At 56.4% G+C, this 18,583-nt stretch carries 19 protein-coding genes; 9 read left to right on the top strand and 10 right to left on the bottom strand.

Annotation, left to right across the window (positions count from 1 at the left end; translation table 11 throughout):
- Positions 1–3 precede the first annotated feature (3 nt).
- From IEW12_RS20165 to IEW12_RS20150, 4 genes are all read right to left on the bottom strand, one after another.
- Complete coding sequence (locus tag IEW12_RS20165) at positions 4–1,911, bottom strand: S9 family peptidase (RefSeq protein WP_188567894.1); 1,908 nt, start codon at positions 1,909–1,911, stop codon at positions 4–6.
- A gap of 248 nt (positions 1,912–2,159) precedes the next feature.
- Positions 2,160–2,363 (bottom strand): type II toxin-antitoxin system antitoxin, encoded by a 204-nt coding sequence (locus IEW12_RS20160; protein ID WP_188567893.1) that lies wholly within the window; start codon positions 2,361–2,363, stop codon positions 2,160–2,162.
- Positions 2,363–2,851 (bottom strand): hypothetical protein, encoded by a 489-nt coding sequence (locus IEW12_RS20155; RefSeq protein ID WP_188567892.1) that lies wholly within the window; start codon positions 2,849–2,851, stop codon positions 2,363–2,365. The genes IEW12_RS20160 and IEW12_RS20155 overlap by 1 nt, the downstream gene beginning before the upstream one ends.
- Positions 2,852–2,929: 78 nt before the next feature.
- The gene (locus tag IEW12_RS20150) at positions 2,930–3,892 is read right to left on the bottom strand and encodes an SPFH domain-containing protein (RefSeq protein ID WP_229751245.1); all 963 of its coding nucleotides are present in this window, start codon (positions 3,890–3,892) and stop codon (positions 2,930–2,932) included.
- A 266-nt stretch (positions 3,893–4,158) separates the two neighbouring features.
- Between IEW12_RS20150 and IEW12_RS20145 the strand changes: the two genes are divergently transcribed.
- The 4 genes from IEW12_RS20145 (at position 4,159) to IEW12_RS20130 (ending at position 9,085) form a co-directional block, all read left to right on the top strand.
- The gene (locus tag IEW12_RS20145; RefSeq protein WP_188567891.1) at positions 4,159–5,559 is read left to right on the top strand and encodes an MATE family efflux transporter; all 1,401 of its coding nucleotides are present in this window, start codon (positions 4,159–4,161) and stop codon (positions 5,557–5,559) included.
- 159 nt (positions 5,560–5,718) lie between these two features.
- Positions 5,719–6,810, top strand: coding sequence for a redox-regulated ATPase YchF (ychF, locus tag IEW12_RS20140; RefSeq protein ID WP_188567890.1), 1,092 nt, complete (start codon positions 5,719–5,721; stop codon positions 6,808–6,810).
- 244 nt (positions 6,811–7,054) lie between these two features.
- Positions 7,055–7,906: an MOSC domain-containing protein gene (locus IEW12_RS20135; protein ID WP_188567889.1), complete on the top strand. Its 852-nt coding sequence runs from the start codon at positions 7,055–7,057 to the stop codon at positions 7,904–7,906.
- Positions 7,907–7,954: 48 nt separating this feature from the next.
- A complete protein-coding gene (locus tag IEW12_RS20130) occupies positions 7,955–9,085 on the top strand; it encodes a GGDEF domain-containing protein (RefSeq protein WP_188567888.1) in 1,131 nt (376 codons plus the stop codon).
- Positions 9,086–9,388: 303 nt separating this feature from the next.
- On the opposite strand, the gene IEW12_RS20125 is transcribed toward IEW12_RS20130, so the two are convergent.
- The gene (locus IEW12_RS20125) at positions 9,389–9,736 is read right to left on the bottom strand and encodes a hypothetical protein (RefSeq protein WP_188567887.1); all 348 of its coding nucleotides are present in this window, start codon (positions 9,734–9,736) and stop codon (positions 9,389–9,391) included.
- Between the two features lie 467 nt (positions 9,737–10,203).
- Here IEW12_RS20125 and IEW12_RS20120 point away from each other — a divergent pair, with 467 nt between their 5' ends.
- Entirely contained in the window at positions 10,204–10,857 is a 654-nt protein-coding gene (locus tag IEW12_RS20120; protein WP_188567886.1) for a dihydrofolate reductase family protein, read from the top strand.
- Positions 10,858–11,057: 200 nt separating this feature from the next.
- Here the strand turns inward: IEW12_RS20120 and IEW12_RS20115 are convergent, their stop codons facing one another.
- On the bottom strand, positions 11,058–12,071 hold the full coding sequence (locus tag IEW12_RS20115; RefSeq protein WP_188567885.1) for a LysR family transcriptional regulator: 1,014 nt from the start codon (positions 12,069–12,071) through the stop codon (positions 11,058–11,060).
- Between the two features lie 255 nt (positions 12,072–12,326).
- On the opposite strand from IEW12_RS20115, the gene IEW12_RS20110 reads away from it, so the two are divergent.
- From IEW12_RS20110 to IEW12_RS20100, 3 genes are all read left to right on the top strand, one after another.
- Positions 12,327–12,890: a 4-hydroxylaminobenzoate lyase gene (locus IEW12_RS20110; RefSeq protein WP_308789151.1), complete on the top strand. Its 564-nt coding sequence runs from the start codon at positions 12,327–12,329 to the stop codon at positions 12,888–12,890.
- Between the two features lie 68 nt (positions 12,891–12,958).
- The gene (locus tag IEW12_RS20105; RefSeq protein WP_371874560.1) at positions 12,959–13,609 is read left to right on the top strand and encodes an HD domain-containing protein; all 651 of its coding nucleotides are present in this window, start codon (positions 12,959–12,961) and stop codon (positions 13,607–13,609) included.
- Positions 13,610–13,658: 49 nt separating this feature from the next.
- The gene (locus IEW12_RS20100) at positions 13,659–14,366 is read left to right on the top strand and encodes a nitroreductase (RefSeq protein WP_188567884.1); all 708 of its coding nucleotides are present in this window, start codon (positions 13,659–13,661) and stop codon (positions 14,364–14,366) included.
- A gap of 36 nt (positions 14,367–14,402) precedes the next feature.
- Here IEW12_RS20100 and IEW12_RS20095 read toward each other — a convergent pair whose 3' ends face one another.
- A complete protein-coding gene (locus tag IEW12_RS20095) occupies positions 14,403–15,605 on the bottom strand; it encodes an alpha/beta hydrolase family protein (protein ID WP_188567883.1) in 1,203 nt (400 codons plus the stop codon).
- 271 nt (positions 15,606–15,876) lie between these two features.
- Entirely contained in the window at positions 15,877–16,815 is a 939-nt protein-coding gene (locus IEW12_RS20090; RefSeq protein WP_229751244.1) for an MBL fold metallo-hydrolase, read from the bottom strand.
- A gap of 289 nt (positions 16,816–17,104) precedes the next feature.
- On the opposite strand from IEW12_RS20090, the gene IEW12_RS20085 reads away from it, so the two are divergent.
- Positions 17,105–17,665 (top strand): TetR/AcrR family transcriptional regulator, encoded by a 561-nt coding sequence (locus IEW12_RS20085; protein WP_188567882.1) that lies wholly within the window; start codon positions 17,105–17,107, stop codon positions 17,663–17,665.
- A gap of 59 nt (positions 17,666–17,724) precedes the next feature.
- Here the strand turns inward: IEW12_RS20085 and IEW12_RS20080 are convergent, their stop codons facing one another.
- Both IEW12_RS20080 and coaD read right to left on the bottom strand, forming a co-directional pair.
- Positions 17,725–17,991, bottom strand: a complete 267-nt coding sequence (locus IEW12_RS20080) for a YfhL family 4Fe-4S dicluster ferredoxin (protein WP_188567881.1) — start codon at positions 17,989–17,991, stop codon at positions 17,725–17,727.
- A 68-nt stretch (positions 17,992–18,059) separates the two neighbouring features.
- Positions 18,060–18,560 (bottom strand): pantetheine-phosphate adenylyltransferase, encoded by a 501-nt coding sequence (coaD, locus tag IEW12_RS20075; RefSeq protein WP_188567880.1) that lies wholly within the window; start codon positions 18,558–18,560, stop codon positions 18,060–18,062.
- Between the last annotated feature and the right edge of the window lie 23 nt (positions 18,561–18,583).

Here is an 18,583-nt window from a genome sequence, read left to right as displayed (position 1 = left end):
CACTCATTGCGGCTTCAATATCTTGCCCAGAAAATCCTGCATCGCCGTGTAGAAGGCAAAACGGTTTTCCTCGTTATGGAAACCGTGTCCCTCATTGTCCTTCACCATGTATTCCACCTGCACGCCGCGCTTGCGCAGGCTTTCCACGATCTGGTCGGACTCGGCCTTGTTCACACGCGGATCATTCGCGCCCTGGGCAACAAACAAAGGCGTCTTGATCTTGTCGGTATGCAGTGCAGGAGACACGGCTGCCAGCAGCTCCTTGTCTTTTTCCGGATCGCCGACCATTTCATGGAACTGATCCAGCAAAGGCTTCCAGTAAGGCGGTATCGTGTTCATGAAGGTAAACATATTGGAGACGCCGACATAGTCCACCGCTGCTGCATACAGGTCCGGCGTATAGGTCACGCCGGCCAGCGTCGCATAGCCGCCGTAAGAGCCGCCATAGATGGCAACCCGTTTAGGATCAGCAATGCCCTGCTTGATCAGCCAGTCCACGCCGTCGGTAATGTCATCCTGCATGGTCTTGCCCCACTGCTTGAACGACACTTCCCAGAACTTGCGTCCATAGCCGGTAGAGCCGCGGAAGTTCATTTTCAGTACCGCATAGCCGCGATTGGCCAGCATTTGCACTTCGGGGTTGTAGCCCCACACGTCACGCGCCCAGGGGCCGCCGTGCGGATTGATGACCACCGGCAGGTTCTTCGGATCGCGCCCTACCGGCAAAGTCAGGTAGCCGTTGATCAGCAGACCGTCGCGGGCGCGGTACTGGATAGGCTTCATCACCGCCATATCCTTCTCTGCCAGCTTGGGATTGATGTCGGCCAGCTTGGTCAGGCTGCCGCTCTTGGCATCAAACAGATAACGGCTGCCTTCGGTCCTGTCGTTATGCGCGGCAACGACCCAGGTAGATTCATCCCTGGAATGCGCTTGCAGCGAAATTTCATAGCCCGGCAATTTGGCCCTTAGCGCCTTGAACAAGTCTTCGGTCTTGGCATCGACAATTTTGCGCTGAAATTTCCAGTCGATGTAATCGATTTCGGTAATCACCTTGCGCAGACGCGAGTAGCCCAGATCCTGCACATCCACGTCCGGATGTTCAAAGATCACCTGCTCTTCCTTGGCAGTAGCCGGATCCATGATGACGATCGCTTTCTTGTCGCGGCCTATGTTGGACGACATGTACAGCTTCTTGTTATCGAAGGTGAAGAATAGCGGATCGGCAGACTCCTTGAAGCTGGTCGTCAGCACTGTTTTGAACGGCTCTTTTTCCGTAGCACGATACAGCAGGCTGGTGTTCACACCGTCGCTGGTGGTAGCGGCACGCACGGCGCCAGTGTGATCGGTGATCCAGTCCTGGATATTGCCGGGATTTTCCGCCACCAGCACTGCATTGCCGGTGCTGATATTGACGCGATACACATCAAACACTTCCGCCTTGCGCTTATTGTTGCTGATCAGGATTTCGTTATCAACCTCTTCCAGGTCGTTGACGATCTGCGAGCGCACCTTGGGGAAAGGCGTCAGGTCTTTCACATCCTTGCCGTCGCGGCTGACCGACACCACGTGGAAATTTTCATCGCCGCCGAAATCTTTTCCATACAGCAGGTGATCATCGCCCTTCCATGAGTAGCCGCTGATGTCGCGCGCGGTCTCAGCGGTGATGCGTACCGCAGGCTCGGAAGAACCTACCTGCTTGATATAGATATTGCGCCGCCCCTCCCAGGGTTGCATATAGCTCAGATACTTGCCGTTCGGTGAAATCTTGAACGCGCTCTGCGCCGGCGTCTGGAAGAAATCGCGCACGGTATAGGTCTTAACAGGCTCAGCCGCCTGTGCGCTGCCAATGAAGCCCACGGCCAGGCCGGCGGTGCAGCACATGGCCATCAGGTATGTCGGAAAAACTTTCATGAAAACTACTCCCAGTAAAAACAGCATTGAAGGATGTCGTTAACTTCTGGTGATTCTGTTGTATTCATACCGGGCGCCTGTCACGGCGCAGGCTCTGGCAAGGCCGGACACACGCCCAGTATGTTAGCGACTATACAAGCGGCTGGCCAGGATGTTTTGCCTATGCGACGAATTGCGTATTTGGCACGCTGGAAGCGCAAATTCGCGGAATAGAAAAATAAATTGCTGTCCGGATAGTTCCGGCCGGCTTATTCGGAAGCGGAAGGATCTTCGCCGGCATTGTCGGCATTGTCTGCGGGCAAGCTGCGGCCGCGTTGCACCAATGCCTGGCGCAGCAGGTATTCCACCTGCGCATTGGAGCTGCGCAATTCTTGTGCGGCCAGCCTTTCGATCTCGGCCCAGATGGCAGGATCGATGCGCAGCAGGAAGGATTTTTTGCCTGGGCTCGCCATCAGTATTTGCCCACCGCAGACAAGTCAATCGATGAGGGGATGCGCGGCAGCAGATAACTCAGCAGGCGCTGCGGGTCCTTGCAACCCAGGCGCAGACTCTTGCCGTTGCGACGATGGATGCGCACTGCGGCAGTACCGGCGGCGTTATACAGCATGCCTTCCTTGGTGTACTTGATGCCCCAGCCTTCTATCCAGCGCGATTGCGCGACTTCTGCAGATTCAATCTCTGCCAGCGCAATCTTCCATGCGGGCCAGCCAAGGAAGCCAAAATGCCAACGCAAGTGCGTCGCATCAATGCTGATCGTCAGCCTGCCCAGCAATACCAGCACCACAAAATTCACCGCCACGATAATACTGATGGCCGAGTTCCGTAAATCATGGTTGGGCAGATTGTAGTGCAGCAGAAAACCCGCCAGACTGGCAACCGGCATTACCGCCCAGACCATGCTGGCGAACTGGCTTTCTACATAGACGGGATGGCTGTTCATCAGGGCACCAAATACGTTTCAGTGTTCATGTTGGTTAGCCTGCCGGACATATAAATTCTTTATCCGGCAGGCGCTCAATCAGTTGTATAGAGTTCCGGCATTCACGATAGGCTGCGTCTCTTTGTCCGAGCACAGCACAACCAGCAGATTGCTGACCATGGCCGCCTTGCGCTCGTCGTCCAGCACCACGATCTGGCGCTCGGACAAACCCTTCAGCGCAGCTTCCACCATCGTCACCGCACCATGCACAATTTTTGCGCGGGCGCTGATGATAGCTTCTGCCTGCTGGCGGCGCAACATCACTTGCGCAATTTCCGGCGCATAGGCCAGGTGGGTCAGCTTGGCGTCTTCCACATCCACACCGGCAGCGGCAAAGCGCATGTGCAATTCCGTGCGCAGGGCGTGGGCCACATCATCCAGGCCGGCACGCAACGTGGTTTCTTTTTCGTCCAGGTCTTCGCCATCGTCATACGCATACTGCGATGCCAGATGCCTCAGCGCGGCCTCGGCCTGTACCGTCACATAGCGCTCAAAGTCGTCCACATTGTAGATTGCCAGCGCCGTATCCTTCACGCGCCACACGATCGCCGCGCCTATCTCTACCGGATTGCCACGCTTGTCATTCACCTTCAGAGGCGGCGAGTTCATCGTGCGGGCACGCATGCTGATCTTGCGCTTGCTGAACAGCGGATTGGCCCAGCGCAAACCCTCCTGCCTGTCTGTGCCCACATATTTGCTGAACAACGACAGCAGCGCCGCCTCGTTCGGCTGCAGCATGTAAAGGCCGGACAATACAAACACACCCAATACACAGACCAGCAGTTTCAGGAAACTATAAAACAGGCCTGCCTCCCCCGCGGACGGCAAGCCGCTCCAGGCCCAGTAGGCACCGGCCGGCACCAGCAAGATGCCGATCACGGTCATCAAGTAGCCATCCGCCGACGAACGGATGTGTTCCTGCACCGGCTTTTTGCTCCCGGCTATGCCTGTATGAGCCATATTCGCCTTGCTGCTACTTCCGTTACCACTAGGTGTTTCCATGTTTCCCCCGTTGAGATGAAATCAAAGTGATATCACTATAGTATCGCTCTTTTAAGCTGTCAAGGATCTTTGCATAATGCTCATCAAGCCAGGGGAATGAAGCGCGCGCGGAGGATGGTAAGATGCAGTTCAAGTCACTTATTTACGCCAAGCATGTCTTTTGTCATCAAAAATCCTCGTCTGATACGTTCCTTCTCCGTTAGCAGCGTCTCCCCCAGCCAGCTAGGCCAGCCAGCAACTAGTGTCGCCATGCGCAGGGATCTGCCATGAAGACCAAGATCCGTACCGAAGTCAAGGCGCTGTGGCAGTTGGCCTGGCCCATGCTGATAGGCCAGCTCGCTACCGTGGGCATGGCAGTGTCAGACGTGGCGATGACGGGCCACGTCAGCGCAGGGGATCTGGCCGCCGTATCGCTGGGCGCATCGATCTGGTCCATGATCATCGTCACCGTGATGGGTGTGATGATGGCGATCAATACCGTGGTCGCGCATGAAGTGGGCGCGGCAGAATTTGCGCGCATCCCGCATGTGGTGAGGCAATCGCTATGGAAAGCGCTGGGCGTGGGCCTGATCGCCTGCGTGGTGGCCAATGCAGCCACGCTGATCTTCGATCACCTGGACATGGAACAGGCCGTCAGCGACAAGGCGGCGATGTTCGTGCATGTGATCAGCCTGGGCCTGCCGGCCTTTGCCGCCTACCGAGCCCTCTATGGCTACAGCACCAGCCTGAACCAGACCAAGCCCATCATGATCATCGCCATCGGCGCGCTGATATACAACATCATCATCAACTGGCTGCTGATCTACGGCCACTTCGGCCTGCCGCAATTGGGAGCGATAGGCTGCGCGGTCGCCACCGCCAGCGGCCTGTGGCTGATGCTGGGCGCAATGCTGGTGTGGATACGCCGCTCGCCGGCCTACCGCCAGACCTATCCTTTCAAGCACTGGGAAGGCCCGCACTGGGGCGAGATCGGCAGCATGCTCAAGCTGGGCACGCCTATAGGCATCACCTATTTTGCCGAGGTCAGCGCGTTTAGCGCGGTGGGCCTGCTGGTAGCGCGCTTTGGCGTGGTGAATGTGTCTTCGCACCAGATCGCACTCAATTTCACGTCGCTGGTATTCATGGTGCCGATGAGCTTCGGCATAGGCCTGATCACTCGCGTCGGCCAGGCATTGGGCGAAGGCGACCCCGTGCGGGCGCGTTTCGTTTCCTGGGTCGGCGTCGGCATGTCGGTCAGCTTTGGCCTGGTCTCGGCGATCTTCATCCTGCTGTTCCGCAACCAGATCGCAATTGCCTACACCTCCGATCCGGCCATCCAGGCCATGACATCCAGCCTGCTGCTGTTTGCCGCCGTGTTCCAGCTATCCGACTGCACCCAGGTGGCCACCGCCTGCGCGATACGCGGCTACAAGGTGACCCGTACGCCCATGCTGATCCACCTGGCCGCCTTCTGGGGCGTATCGCTGCCGGTAGGCTGCATACTGGGGCTGGCGCCTTCATGGTTTCCCTGGAGCCCGGCCCAGCCTATGGCAGCCGGCGGTTTCTGGATAGGGTTGATCCTGGGCCTGACCGTGGCCGGCGTGTCGCTGGTGTGGTTTTTGCACCATGTGTCACACGGGCGTGCCGTGGCCGCAAGCCCGGCCGGCAGCCCGGCGGGTTTGGCTTAGCGCTGGCCTATTGGACACCCAAGTAAGCCGTAGTGCTCCCCTAATGCTCGCTTAGTGCCTACTTAGTGAGCACTCACCACCTAATCTAGCGCCTGAGACCACCCCGTTTCCGGTAAAATAGGTGGTTAACTTAAAACTTCGCGAAAAAGCGGTACATCTATGAGTCTCAAATGCGGCATCGTCGGCCTGCCTAACGTCGGCAAATCCACCCTGTTCAACGCCCTGACCAAAGCGGGCATCCCTGCAGAAAATTATCCTTTTTGCACGATAGAACCTAACGTCGGCATGGTGGAAGTACCTGATCCGCGCCTGGCCAAGCTGGCAGAAATCGTCAAGCCGGAACGTATCCTGCCGGCCACGGTGGAATTTGTGGACATCGCCGGCCTGGTGGCTGGCGCCTCCAAGGGCGAAGGCCTGGGCAACCAGTTCCTGGCCCACATCCGCGAGACCGATGCGATTGTCAACGTAGTGCGCTGCTTTGAAGACGACAATGTGATCCACGTGGCAGGCAAGGTCAGCCCGCTCGACGATATTGAAGTCATCCAGACCGAGCTGGCGCTGGCCGACATGGGCACGGTAGAAAAAGCCATCCACCGCGAAAACAAGAAAGCCCGCTCCGGCGACAAGGACGCAGCCAAGCTGGTTGCCATCCTGGAACGCCTGATGCCGCACCTGAACGATGCCAAGCCAGTGCGCGCACTGGGCCTGGACGCAGAAGAAATGCTGCTGATCAAGCCGCTGTGCCTGATCACTGCCAAGCCGGCCATGTATGTGGCCAACGTCTCGGATGACGGCTTCACCAACAACCCGCTGCTGGACCAGTTGACTGCCTATGCAGCCACGCAGAACGCGCCTATCGTCGCCATCTGCGCCGCCATCGAATCCGAGATCGCCGATCTGGAAGACGAAGACAAGCAAGCCTTCCTGGCCGACATGGGCATGGACGAGCCTGGCCTGGACCGCCTGATCCGCGCCGCCTTCAAGCTGCTGGGCCTGCAAACCTATTTCACCGCCGGTGTGAAGGAAGTACGCGCCTGGACCATCCACGTAGGCGACACCGGCCCGCAGGCTGCCGGCGTGATCCACACCGACTTTGAACGCGGCTTCATCCGCGCGCAAACCATCGCCTTTGACGACTACATCACCTACAAGGGTGAAAATGGCGCCAAGGAAGCGGGCAAGATGCGCGCCGAGGGCAAGGAATATGTGGTGAAAGACGGCGACGTCCTGAACTTCTTGTTCAATGTTTGACGCAGGTCTGATACAAATTTGATTTTATTGCAATAAAATTGGTTAAAATACACATAGGACTAGCTAGAACCATCGGGCCTGTCAAAACTATGTGCATGCATCAATCTGTTGCCTGAAGTGTGAGTATGAAAGCGCCCATCCGGTAATAAACGATGGGCGCATTTAATTTAGGCAGCGATTACGTCGTAATTGTCAGGTAGCCGGTGAAAACAATCCACCGGTAACAAGTGTTTAGAAATTATCTATGCCCACCATTACCGAACTGACTCTGTATCCGATCAAATCCTGCGCCGGCATCCCGCTGCGCGAGGCAACAGTGACCGCCACCGGCCTGTCGCATGATTTCATCTACGACAGGGAATGGATGGTGGTCAACGACCAGGGCCAGTTCCTGACCCAGCGCGAACATCCGCGCATGGCGCTGATACAACCCTCCATCCAGAGCGAAAAGCTAGTCGTGCGTGCCCCCGGCATGCTGCCGCTGGAAATCCCGCTGGATCTGCCGGACCCCGCCAGCGCCGCCACCTTGCAAGTGCAGGTATGGGACAGCGTGCTCAATGCCTACGACTGCGACCTCACCACCGCAACCTGGTTCAGCAACGCGGTAGGCACGCCATGCAGGCTGGTGCGCTTCCATCCGGATGCGCAGCGCCTCGCCAGCAAGAAATGGACGGGCGACATCGACGTGCCCACCATGTTCGCCGACGGCTACCCTATGCTGCTGATTTCAGCCGCCTCGCTGGAAGACCTGAACGGCCGCCTGCAAGCCCAGGGCCGCAGCAGCATACCGATGAACCGCTTCCGCCCCAATATCGTAATGGACGGCATAGAAGCCTATGAAGAAGATTATGCCGAATCCTTTGACATCGGCAGCATCAGGCTGAAACCGGTCAAGCCCTGCCCGCGCTGCCCCATGCCCTCGGTGGACCAGGCCACGGGCCAGTTCGGCCCCGACCCGATGGACATCCTGCAGACCTACCGCGCCAACCCGCTGGTGGACGGCGGCATCACCTTCGGCATGAATTTAATTTTACTAAGCGGTGAAGACCAGGTTTTACGGGTAGGCGATGAAGTAGAATTGTCTTTGGCATTTTAATTGGATACGCTTCTTTTTTCCTAGCACAGCGATTGCGGACAATAAGCCATGCATAAGGTAGTGACCAGACCAGCGCAAAGCCTCACTCCGGACGAACTCCGTACGGAGAACGGGCTATTGCGCGAGCAACTGGAAGAACTGCTGAACCAGGCCCACCGCAACCAGCGCATCATGCTGCGCCACCAGACCTTCGATCTTCAACTCATAGGCGCCAGCAGCTTCCGCGAGCTGATAGAAAACATCTTCAGCACGCTGGCCAAGACCTCGGACCTGGACATCGTCACGCTGACGCTGATCGACCCCAAGAGCAACCTGCGCCGCATCTTGCTGGACCTGAACATCGACCTCACCGAGTTCCCGCACCTGCTGTTCGTGCAGACCGAGTTTGAACTGGGCCAGTTGCGCCAGCACCTTAAGCGGCCCGTCCTAGGCCGGTATGAAGACGATCTGCACGGCCGCATGTTTGCCGAATGCCGCACCAAGCCCAGCAGCGTGGCCGTGGTGCCGCTGATACGCCAGAACAAGCTGATAGGCTGCCTGAACCTGGGCAGCTATCACATCAATCGCTTTGCCCCCAGCATGGCCACCGACTTCATCGAGCACATGGCATCCATCATCGCCATCTGCCTGGAAAACGTGATCAACAACGAGCGCCTCACCTACATAGGCCTGACCGACCCGCTCACCGGCGTCAGCAACCGCCGCCATGTGGAACAGCGCAAGCTGGAAGAGATAGGCCGCGCGCGCCGCCAGCAATACGGCATCGTCGCGATGTACCTGGACATCGACTTCTTCAAGCAGATCAACGACAAGCACGGCCACCAGGGCGGCGACGACGTGCTGCGCGACGTAGCCAACCGCATCAAGGCCGAGCTGCGCCTGAGCGATACGCTAGGCCGCTTCGGCGGCGAAGAATTTGTCGTCTTCCTCATCAACACCAACCAGCAGCACGCAGTGCAAGTCGCGGAACGCATACGCGCCAGCATCGCCAACAAACCCTTCCTGCTCAGCATGGGCGGCTTCTGCAAATGCACGATCTCCATCGGCATCGCCACGCTGCCTGCGGTCAAGAACGTGGGCGACATAGAAGGCGTAGCGCGTGAGATGGTGGCGCGGGCGGATGCGGCGCTGTATGAGGCTAAGACTAATGGGCGGAATCAGGTTAGGTGTGCGGGTTAAGCGGCTTGATCACACTAGCTGAGTCTCCACGATTGCAGCACCAAATGTAAATCAACACCCTAGACTCATTCCTTGATTTATCGATTCATTTGCTTGTTCGTACGTGGCTAAATCTTAGTGCTCTAATGTAAAGCTGTATGGCTGGCCATCAGCGGATTAATAAGAACCCGCGCCGTATCCGGCCAGTCCGAACGAGCGCCATGTTAGAAACGAGCCAGTGCTCGAGGGTCGAATTAGTTGAATACGCTGCCAGGCATTCGTTCGATGTTTGCTATGTATGCGGCACACGATACCTGCGCGTCGTCACACATCATTGTTGCTCGTGATCTTTCTGCGTCGGTTGAAGAAGATAAATCCATTGACGTAGGTGCCGACAAAAGCGCCCACATAAATCGCCAAGCCAAAGGCAGGCCAAGCATCATGACGGTAGAACAGGATACCCAGCAGATAAAATGTTGGTATCGCAACTGCAATGCTCCAGGGCAAAGACAGAATAGCTAGAATCCAAAACGGATAGAGCCAATGTTCAGACATCGAGCCATCTTTTTGGCTCAGTAGAATCGGTAGAAGAAGCGCAATGGACAATGGAGCGATCGCCAAGAATGCCGCCAACCACGGACGTGAAGAGATTTTATTTTCTTTGCTTTCCACCAAAACTCCTTCTCAACTGAAACGTTACGTCATTTTCTAACTTGTTTTGATGTGCTAAAACCGAACGTTACCAGAGTGCTGCAAAAGTAACAATATTTCTATTATTTCAAAACCTTTTGAGGTTAAGTCCGGAAGAGATGGCACGGCACCAAAAAATGGGAAAGCCATATCAAAATTATTGAAATCGAAATAAGCCCTTTAATACCAGCACCGCGCACGGAGTCGGGCATGAACCGACATTTCGCAAGAGATATGTACGCTTAACCCATTTATAGAAAAAATACATCAAAGCCCCTTGGCCAACGCCCCATCCACACAATATCACCCATCAAAAACTAAGGCAGGCAAAATGCAAGTATGTCTGGCGATTTTTTTTTGAAGCTGGCCTAAGCGCAGCGGATGCAGCAGTGTGCTTGCAAGCGAATAGCCTAAGTATCCCCTTTTCTCTGACCTAAAATGAAACTGAAATGCAAAAACTGGTAGTACGATGCTTTGCTCTATCACTCGACGGCTTTAGCTCCGCACCAGGGCAGAGCCTGGAAAACCCGTTTGGCAAGGGTGGCCTTGTGATCATGGACTGGGCGCGGCAAACCCGCAGCTTCCACAAAATGATAGGGCAGGAAGGTGGGAGCACAGGAATTGATGACGATTTCATGGCGAAGGCGATGGACAATATTGGCGCCAATATTTTGGGGCGTAATATGTTCGGGCCAGTGCGCGGTCCCTGGGCGGATGATGACTGGAAAGGCTGGTGGGGTCCCAATCCGCCCTACCATACGCAGGTTTTTGTAGTCACGCACCACGCGCGGTCGGCGCTAGCAATGGAAGGCGGGACGACATTTCACTTTGTGAATGACGGCATCGAGTCTGCGTTGCAGCAGGCGTTTGTAGCGGCGCAGGGCAAGGACGTGCGCCTGGGCGGAGGCGCGACCTTGGTTCGCCAATATCTGCAGGCAGGATTGATCGACGAACTGCATATAGTCATTACCGACAAATTGCTGGGGTCTGGCGAGCGCTTGTTTGAGGGAACGGATAATCTCGCTCGAGATTACGAATGCGTAGAAACCGTGGCATCCGGCACGGTCACCCACGTCCGTCTCGCCAAAAAGAAGCGCGACTGAGCATCCAAACTACACAAACTTTACTGGTCGTGCGCCTTGCCCTCTCGCCGCTCCGCAAAATGCCAAAGCACACCGGAAGGATCAACAACATACACGATACGCAGCCCCCAGTGCTGCATCGCGGGCGCAGTCGACTCCCGCACTCCAAAGTTCTTGACCCGCAATGCTGGTCAATCCTTAGGTGTTGATAAGCTATGACCTCACTCCTGTTCCGCATTACCAGCCGACTCCGGTATGGCCTGGATATGCCTTACCGTTTCACACAATTGCGACCGCAGCCAGCAATGCGCCGCGTCCAGGTCATTGTGAGAGTGCCAGACGATATCCAGGCGCTGAGTCGTGACGGGATAGGGCAACTCCTGGATTGCTAGGGAGTAGGTTCTGGAAAACACTTTTGCCAGCGGCCGGGGCACGATTGCCATCAGCTCGCTGTTTTCCAGCAGGGAGGGGATGGCGAGAAAATGGGGGATCGTCATCTGGCCCCGTATCTGCAAGCCGGCCTGCTGCAGCGCCTGGTCAAGCGCTTTCCGGTCATACATTTCGGATTGCCGCGCGAGCCCTCTTTCGAGAATGAAACCGCTGACCGCACCGTCCTCCTCGCCCCCCAGCGATACCACCGCAAGCGGGTAATTGGCAACATCGCCTATCGTGATTTCTTCGGCGGCGAGCGGATGCCCTGCGCTGCAGATCAGGACTTCGTCCTGCTGCATCAGCAACTGCGAATGCAGGCGCTCCGGAATACTGCTGAATGTCCCTATAGCCAGGTCGATACGCCGCAGATCTATCTGCTCTGCAAGGTCAAGCCGTGTTGACGGCCGTATCACCAGATCTATGCCAGGCGCTATTTGGGATAGCGTGCGATTGAAATGCGGCAGCAGTATCGCAGAGACATAGTCGTTTGCCGCAATCACGAAGGTTTTGCGCATACTGCCGGGCTGAAAAGGCGGCGAGGCGCGCGAGAGCGTGCTGTTCATGCTTTGCAGCGCCGCATGCAGGGGCACGCTGATTTCCAGTGCAAAGTCGGTCGGCTTCATGCCGTTGCTAGTCCGGATAAACAAATCCTCCCCTACGCTCTCGCGCAAGCGCGCCAGCGCGTGGCTTACTGCGGACTGGCTCAGGTGCAGCCTCTGGCTGGCCCGGAGCACGCTGCGCTCTTCCATGACTGCGTCGAATATGCGCAGAAGATTGAGGTCTAGCCTGTCGAAAGAGATCATCTTGGCTGCTCCATGTTCTTATCAATGATTGCGGACATTTTCAATTCTGCAAAGCATACACGAAGCCGGCAAGTCTTCTATTTGTGGTGGATGAGCGGGGAAACGAGTGAATTGAATCCCATGCATATCTGACTTGCAGAAAGGTCGCTTTCAATTGGAAAAGCTCCATGCGAACATCCAGTGAACACTATGCGGCGGGCAAATTGGCGACAGGGCCTTGCAGTTCCGCCAATTGATACGCTGAAGATACACTTAATCGATGGAGCATTAGCAGTGAGCAAACGTGATGAACTGATAAAGCGCAGCATATCCTTTCTTGCCGAGGTCAAGGAGATGACAGCGGGTGTTGACGTTGAACGATGGCTGAACAAGACCCATGGCCCGGGGAGCAGCGTCTATGATGAACTTGCCGTATTGATCAAGGCCGGTATCGAAGAAGGCTGGGCTGCGAACGTAGAAATCAGCGGTTCGCGTTATCGGCGCAGCAGGATTTGCGAACCGTCTCCCGAGACATTTTACTTCAGCATTACGGCTGTCTATATGGATAGCAGGGAAAGTGGCGAGCTGTCGCCAGAAGTTGGAAAAACCTTCAGGGGTGACTACCACGCTCATCCCTATGGTGAACTGAACATGGTCATACCGCTGACCGATGGCGCGATGCTTGCCGGCCCCAATGGCTGGTGCGGCGCCGGCTGGACCGCTCCCGCACCGGGCAGCCATCATTATCCGGAAGTAAAAGGCGGAGCGCTGATTGCGCTGTTCTTTCTGCCGGCAGGCCGGATTTCATACGACATTCAGGCACCGGCCGAAGCTTGCTGACCTGCGCGGAGAAAAAATCCGCGCCGGCCTGCTGACAGAGTCGTCACAAGCCAGATATACAGGAGGACATGAGCATGATAACGAGCGACATTTCCGGCATCAAAATCCCTGATAGCAAGATAGCACGCGAGGTCACGCAACTGATACGCGAAACCGAAAGCGAATTGCTGTTTTCCCACTCTACCCGGGTTTATTTTTGGGGAGCCCTGCTCGGAAAACAAAGGGGCCAGATTTTCGATCCGGAATTACTTTACGTTGCAGCGATGTTCCACGATCTCGGCCTGACTTCGGTCTATAGGGACAGCAAGCTTCGCTTTGAAGTGGATAGCGCGAATGCTGCGCGCGATTTCCTGCGAAGCCACCGCATATCCGAAGGGGACATAGACAAAGTGTGGGCCGCCGTCGCGCTCCACACAACGCCAGGCATCCCGGAGCATATGCATCCGGAGATTGCCCTGGTGCAGGCCGGTGCGGGTATGGACGTGGCCGGCCGCGGCTTTGAGCAGTTCAGCGACGCGCAGCGCCAAGCGGTAATTACCGCCTATCCCCGCGATGCCGATTTTGCCCACCAAATGATAGACGCGTTTTACCACGGTCTGGCGCATCGGCCTGAAACCACCTTCGGCACCTTCAATGATGATTTCCTTGCCCACAAGGATCACAGCTTCCAGCGGGTGAACCTCTGCAGCATCATCCTGGGCTCAAAGTGGGAAAAGTGAGTCTTCCGAATATCCAAACACCAGACATCAAATGATAGGACTATGAACCATGGCTCGTGATAACACTGAATCATCGAAAGAAGTATCCGAAGTTGAGAAAGTCATGATGAGTCGATTTGCCAATCGATTTTATTTGCATCGTGAGGTGGATCTTGAGGCTATCACCGGCATCCTCAACGCCGCGCGTTACGCAGCCACAGGAGGGAATGTACAGCCCTGGCGCGTGTATGTGTTAGCAGGGGCGGCGAAAACGGCATTGGCCGATGCCATCGCTACCGCGCACGAAACTGCATCCGGTGAGCACAAGTCCGAATATAACTACCTTCCCGCTCCGTTGCCGGAACCTTTCGCCTCGCGCCGGAATGAATTTGCTTCGGTCTTCTATGGCTCGCTGGGCATCGCACAAGAAGACATGGCCGCGCGCGCGGTACAGTCTGCGCGCAACTGCCGATTCTTCGACGCACCGGTCGGCCTGATTTTTACGATCGACCGTCGCCTTGAGAAAGGAAGCTGGCTCGATCTGGGCATGTTTATTCAGAACATCATGCTGGCGGCAAAAGCGCGCGGGCTCGACACTTGTACGCAAGAATTTCTCTCTCGCTACCATGCGGTTATCCGCACCCAACTGCCTCTGGCTGCGGAAGAGTTGGTGGTCTGCGGCATGTCCATGGGTTTTGGCGATCCCGAGTGGGCAAGACGGCGGCCGCAAATGCCGAAGGCTCCCCTCGAAGAATTCGCTTCGTTACACGGTTTTTGAGCTTCACTACCGATGCAGCCTGAAAGAACAAGGGTTTCACAGCCCCTTGGCCAAACTCCCCAGCCGCGCAATATCACTGATCAAAAATGATGGCACACAGGCTAGGTGCTCGGAAGGCGTGACCGGGCAATCTGCCCGTGCCAGTAATGCCGCCGCGCCACGATTCGTCATCGTCTGCACTATTTCATCGGTATTGGCGTAAGGAACGGTCGTGTCGCCCTTGCCTGCAAAAAAGAAGATAGGCGATTGCGGGGTCCAGTCATACACGCTGCTTTGCGAGGCGATGGCTACTGTGTCGTCATTGAGGAAGTTATCCAGAAACGTGGGATCGAAGTTGATGTCGCTTTGCGTGCCCAGCACCAGAAACAGCAGCAGGTTGCGCACATTGGCCCTGTCGTTGGCGCCGAGGTTCCTTAAGAAACCCGGACTGATCAAGGTGCCCAGCACAGGATTTTGCTTACGCACTGTCTCCAGCATCACGTTCAGCGTCAGCAATACGTCATACGGCCCAGCGCCGACAAAGGTACTCACTGGCAACGCGCCGGCAGCAGTACCGTTCTGGGTCAGCATGCGCAGCGTGGCAATGGTGGCATAGGCGCCTTCGGAATAGCCGGTGAAGAACAACTGGCCGTTATCCGCAATCGCCTTGCTCTTGCGCCAGCGCGCGCTGGCGGTAATGAAATCTGCCACCGATGCAGCGGTAGGCGTGGCCAGCAGGTAGGGATGCGGCAGGCCCCTGGTGGAACCGTAGCCCACATAGTCTGCCGCGCTGACCAGATAACCCAGTGATGCAAACAGCAATGCAGGTTCATCGGCTGTGGCGTGATTGCTAGGAGCATCGGCATCCATCTTGGCGGTGGCATGCTGGTAGCTCAGCACCGGGCTGGCAAGGCTGCTGGTCTTGCGCGGAATGGCGGCTAGGCCGGATGCGGTCACGCTGTGGCCGGCGGCATCGGTGGTGGTGTAGGTCAGCTTGTAGGTATCGACCGCATACAGCGGCGTGATCGACGCTGCGCTTGCTGTGGGGAGCGTGGCCGCAATATCGGCGGCGCTCACGGTCTTGATGAAGGTGGCCACCTCGAAGTGGCCCGGCCCTGCGGGGTTGGAAACATCAGGAGGGTTGGACGGCACCGGCCCTTTGTCGGCGGAACCGCCACCGCCGCAACCTGCAATACCCAGGCAGATCGCCAGCAAGGCAATTTTTCCGCAGGCAAGAAAGCGGAAGATATCAGGTCTCATTTGCATTCCTCTCATCGAGAGCGGGGTCTGCGCCCTTTTCGCCGTTGACCCATTCTAGCGCAATTGAAACTCGGCGCCCGGCAAGCCTCGCGTGGCTTGCCGGGCGAGCATCAAATCTGCCTATTCTGCAGACTTTCCCGCTAGTTGCACTGGACTCCTCCCTTGAGCTGAAGTTCGTCGCGTTCGGTGAGTCGAAAGAAAAGTATTTCCCAGAATAACAATGCAAGGCGTTAAGCTTTGCCGCACTAGCTCATCTGCATGGAGTGCCGCCTTAGCTCTTTGCTTCGGCTTTGACCGCAGCGGCGGAACTCCACAGCGAGCCCGGGTTAGCCCGTTCCGGGTAGAGGGCCAGCATCCTGTCATACAGCTCGCGCGCGGTCTGGGTCTCATCGTTCAGCCGGATGAAGTCACGGATGTATTGACGTGTTTCTGCCACGTTGCGCGGGTTGTCGTCATTGCTGGGGATCTTGTGCCCTGCCACAACGTTGACCGGTTTCAGCGCATCTATCTTATCCAGTGCAGCTATCCATTCCAGCCTGGTTTGACGGGTCGACTCGATCAGGAAGGGGTGGATGCCGTTATAGACTGCATCACCAGCAACCACCAGGCCTATGGATGGTACATGCAGGCAGGTGGAATCATCGGTGTCGGTATGGCCGAGTTTGACCACAACCAGCTTATTCCCCTCCAGCTCTATCTCATTGCCTTCCAGCGGCTCTGCAATGGAGATCACGTCTGAAATCTGGTTGGGGAATAGCTTGCGCCAGCGGGCATCCAGTTTTTCCGGAGTGCTTTGCAGCTTCATGGTCGCCACCACGGAAGGCGTCGCCAGTGCCTTTGCATTCGGGAAGCGGTCCAGCAGCACTTTCAAGCCGAAAAAGTGGTCGCCATGCGCGTGGGTGACGTAAATGGCTTTCAGTGATTTTCCTGTAGCCGCAATCTGATCCGCCAGGCCCTTGCTCTGCTCCACCGTCAGGAAGGTGTCCACTAGCACCGCATCCCTTTCGCCATAGATCAGTGTGGATGAATTGGCGACCCACATCAGTGATTCTTTGCCGGGCGGTAGATCGCGGCTCAAGCCGGGACGGGTCGCGGTAAATACCTTGTATTTAAGTAGCGAAGGCTTGCTATCGAGGCCAGCCATTACCGGCCCGGCAAACAAGGGGAGAACGGCGAATGACGCCAGTTTCAATATGTCGCGACGCTTCATTCAAACCTCGTATAAAAAAAGTACTGAAATCCATGGGACGCCTCATCCGGGTCTGTCACAGCCAAGACAGTGCAGCTCGGCGTTATATGTTGGCAACATAATCATGTTATCCAACATGATTATGACTATAGGGAAGGAAAGGACGCTTGTCAATGAAATCGACAACGTAGGCCAAGCAGTTTTTTTTATCTAAATCCCTGGTATTAATAGGTAATAAACATGTCTATCATCATCATTGATCTCCCATGAAGAAGCATGTAAATTACCAGTTTTAGCCAGGGAGTCTGCGATGAAGGTCAGCCGTGAACAGTATGAAGCGAACCAGCAGCGTATCCTGGAAGCCGCCGGCCGCCTTTTCCGCGAGCATGGTTATGATGCGGTGACGCTGGCCGAAGTGATGCAAGCGGCGAGCCTGACCCACGGCGGCTTTTATGGGCACTTCAAATCCAAGGATGACCTGATTGCCCAGGCGCTGGCATATCGCAACAGCAAGCCGAAAGCTGAAATCGGGCCAGCCGAGTTTGCGGAAAGCTACTTGTCTGCGCGCCACCGCGCCGACCTTGCGGGTGGATGCAATATCGCCGGGTTGGCGACGGAAACCACGCGCCAGCCGCTACCGGCAAGAGCCGCCATGACGGAAACGATACGCTCCCGCATCGAGGGCCTTGCCCGGAACTCTGCCGGCGCAAACCCGGCTGAAAAACGCCGCGTTGCGATTGCCAGTTGGTCTGCGATGGTGGGCGCGATGATCATGGCAAGAGTCTGTGACGACCCCGCACTTTCGGATGAAATCATGCACGAAACCCGCGCGCAGATCGCGGCGCTGGCTGAATTACAGGGAGGGAATTAAACGAAGAAGGGAAGTGTGCCGGAGTGCAGGTGCGAGCCGCAAGGGCTCGCCTAGCCGAGCTATTTGGCCTTGGCCGCTGCCTCAGCCTGCAGGCGCTCATACTTTTCCATCAACTGCTCCGGCGTTTCGCGCCATGCAGGGTTGAACGGGATGCACGAGACCGGGCACACCTGCTGGCACTGCGGCTCATTGAAGTGGCCTACGCACTCGGTGCATTTATTGGGGTCGATCTCATAGATTTCCTGCCCCATGTAGATTGCTTCATTGGGGCATTCGGGCTCGCATACATCGCAGTTGATGCAGTCGTCGGTAATCAGCAGTGCCATACACATTTACTTTAAAAAATCCCGGCCGTCAGGCGCAGGCTTGCGGGCTTTGCAGCCCGCGCTTACTATTACTGGCCCTGGCCTGCCGCAGCGGCGGCAACCTTTTGCTGCAGCCATTTGTCCACGGACGGGAAGACAAACTTGGAAACGTCGCCGCCCAGCATCGCGATCTCGCGCACGATGGTGCCGGAGATGAACTGGTACTGGTCGGAAGGCGTCAGGAACAGGGTTTCTACATCCGGCAGCAGGTAACGGTTCATGCCTGCCATCTGGAATTCATATTCAAAATCGGATACCGCGCGCAGGCCGCGCACGATCACGCGTGCATCGTTCTTGCGCACAAAATCTTTCAGCAGGCCAGAGAAGCTTTCCACCCGCACGTTCGGGTAGTGGCCCAGCACTTCATTGGCGATGGTCAGGCGTTCGTCCAGGGAAAAGAAGGGCTTCTTGTTTTTGCTGTCCGCCACGCCCACGACCAGTGTGTCAAACAGACCCGATGCGCGGCGCACCAGATCCTCATGACCGCGTGTCAGTGGATCAAACGTTCCCGGATAAACGGCTGTGACCATCTTCTCTCCCTCTGTTTTCATTG

It is taken from the genome of Parundibacterium terreum (assembly GCF_014636315.1).
Taxonomy (GTDB): Bacteria; Pseudomonadota; Gammaproteobacteria; order Burkholderiales; family Burkholderiaceae_D; genus Undibacterium; species Undibacterium terreum.
The sequence above is the reverse complement of the archived record's forward strand: the minus strand, read 5'-3'. Positions and strand labels throughout refer to the sequence as shown.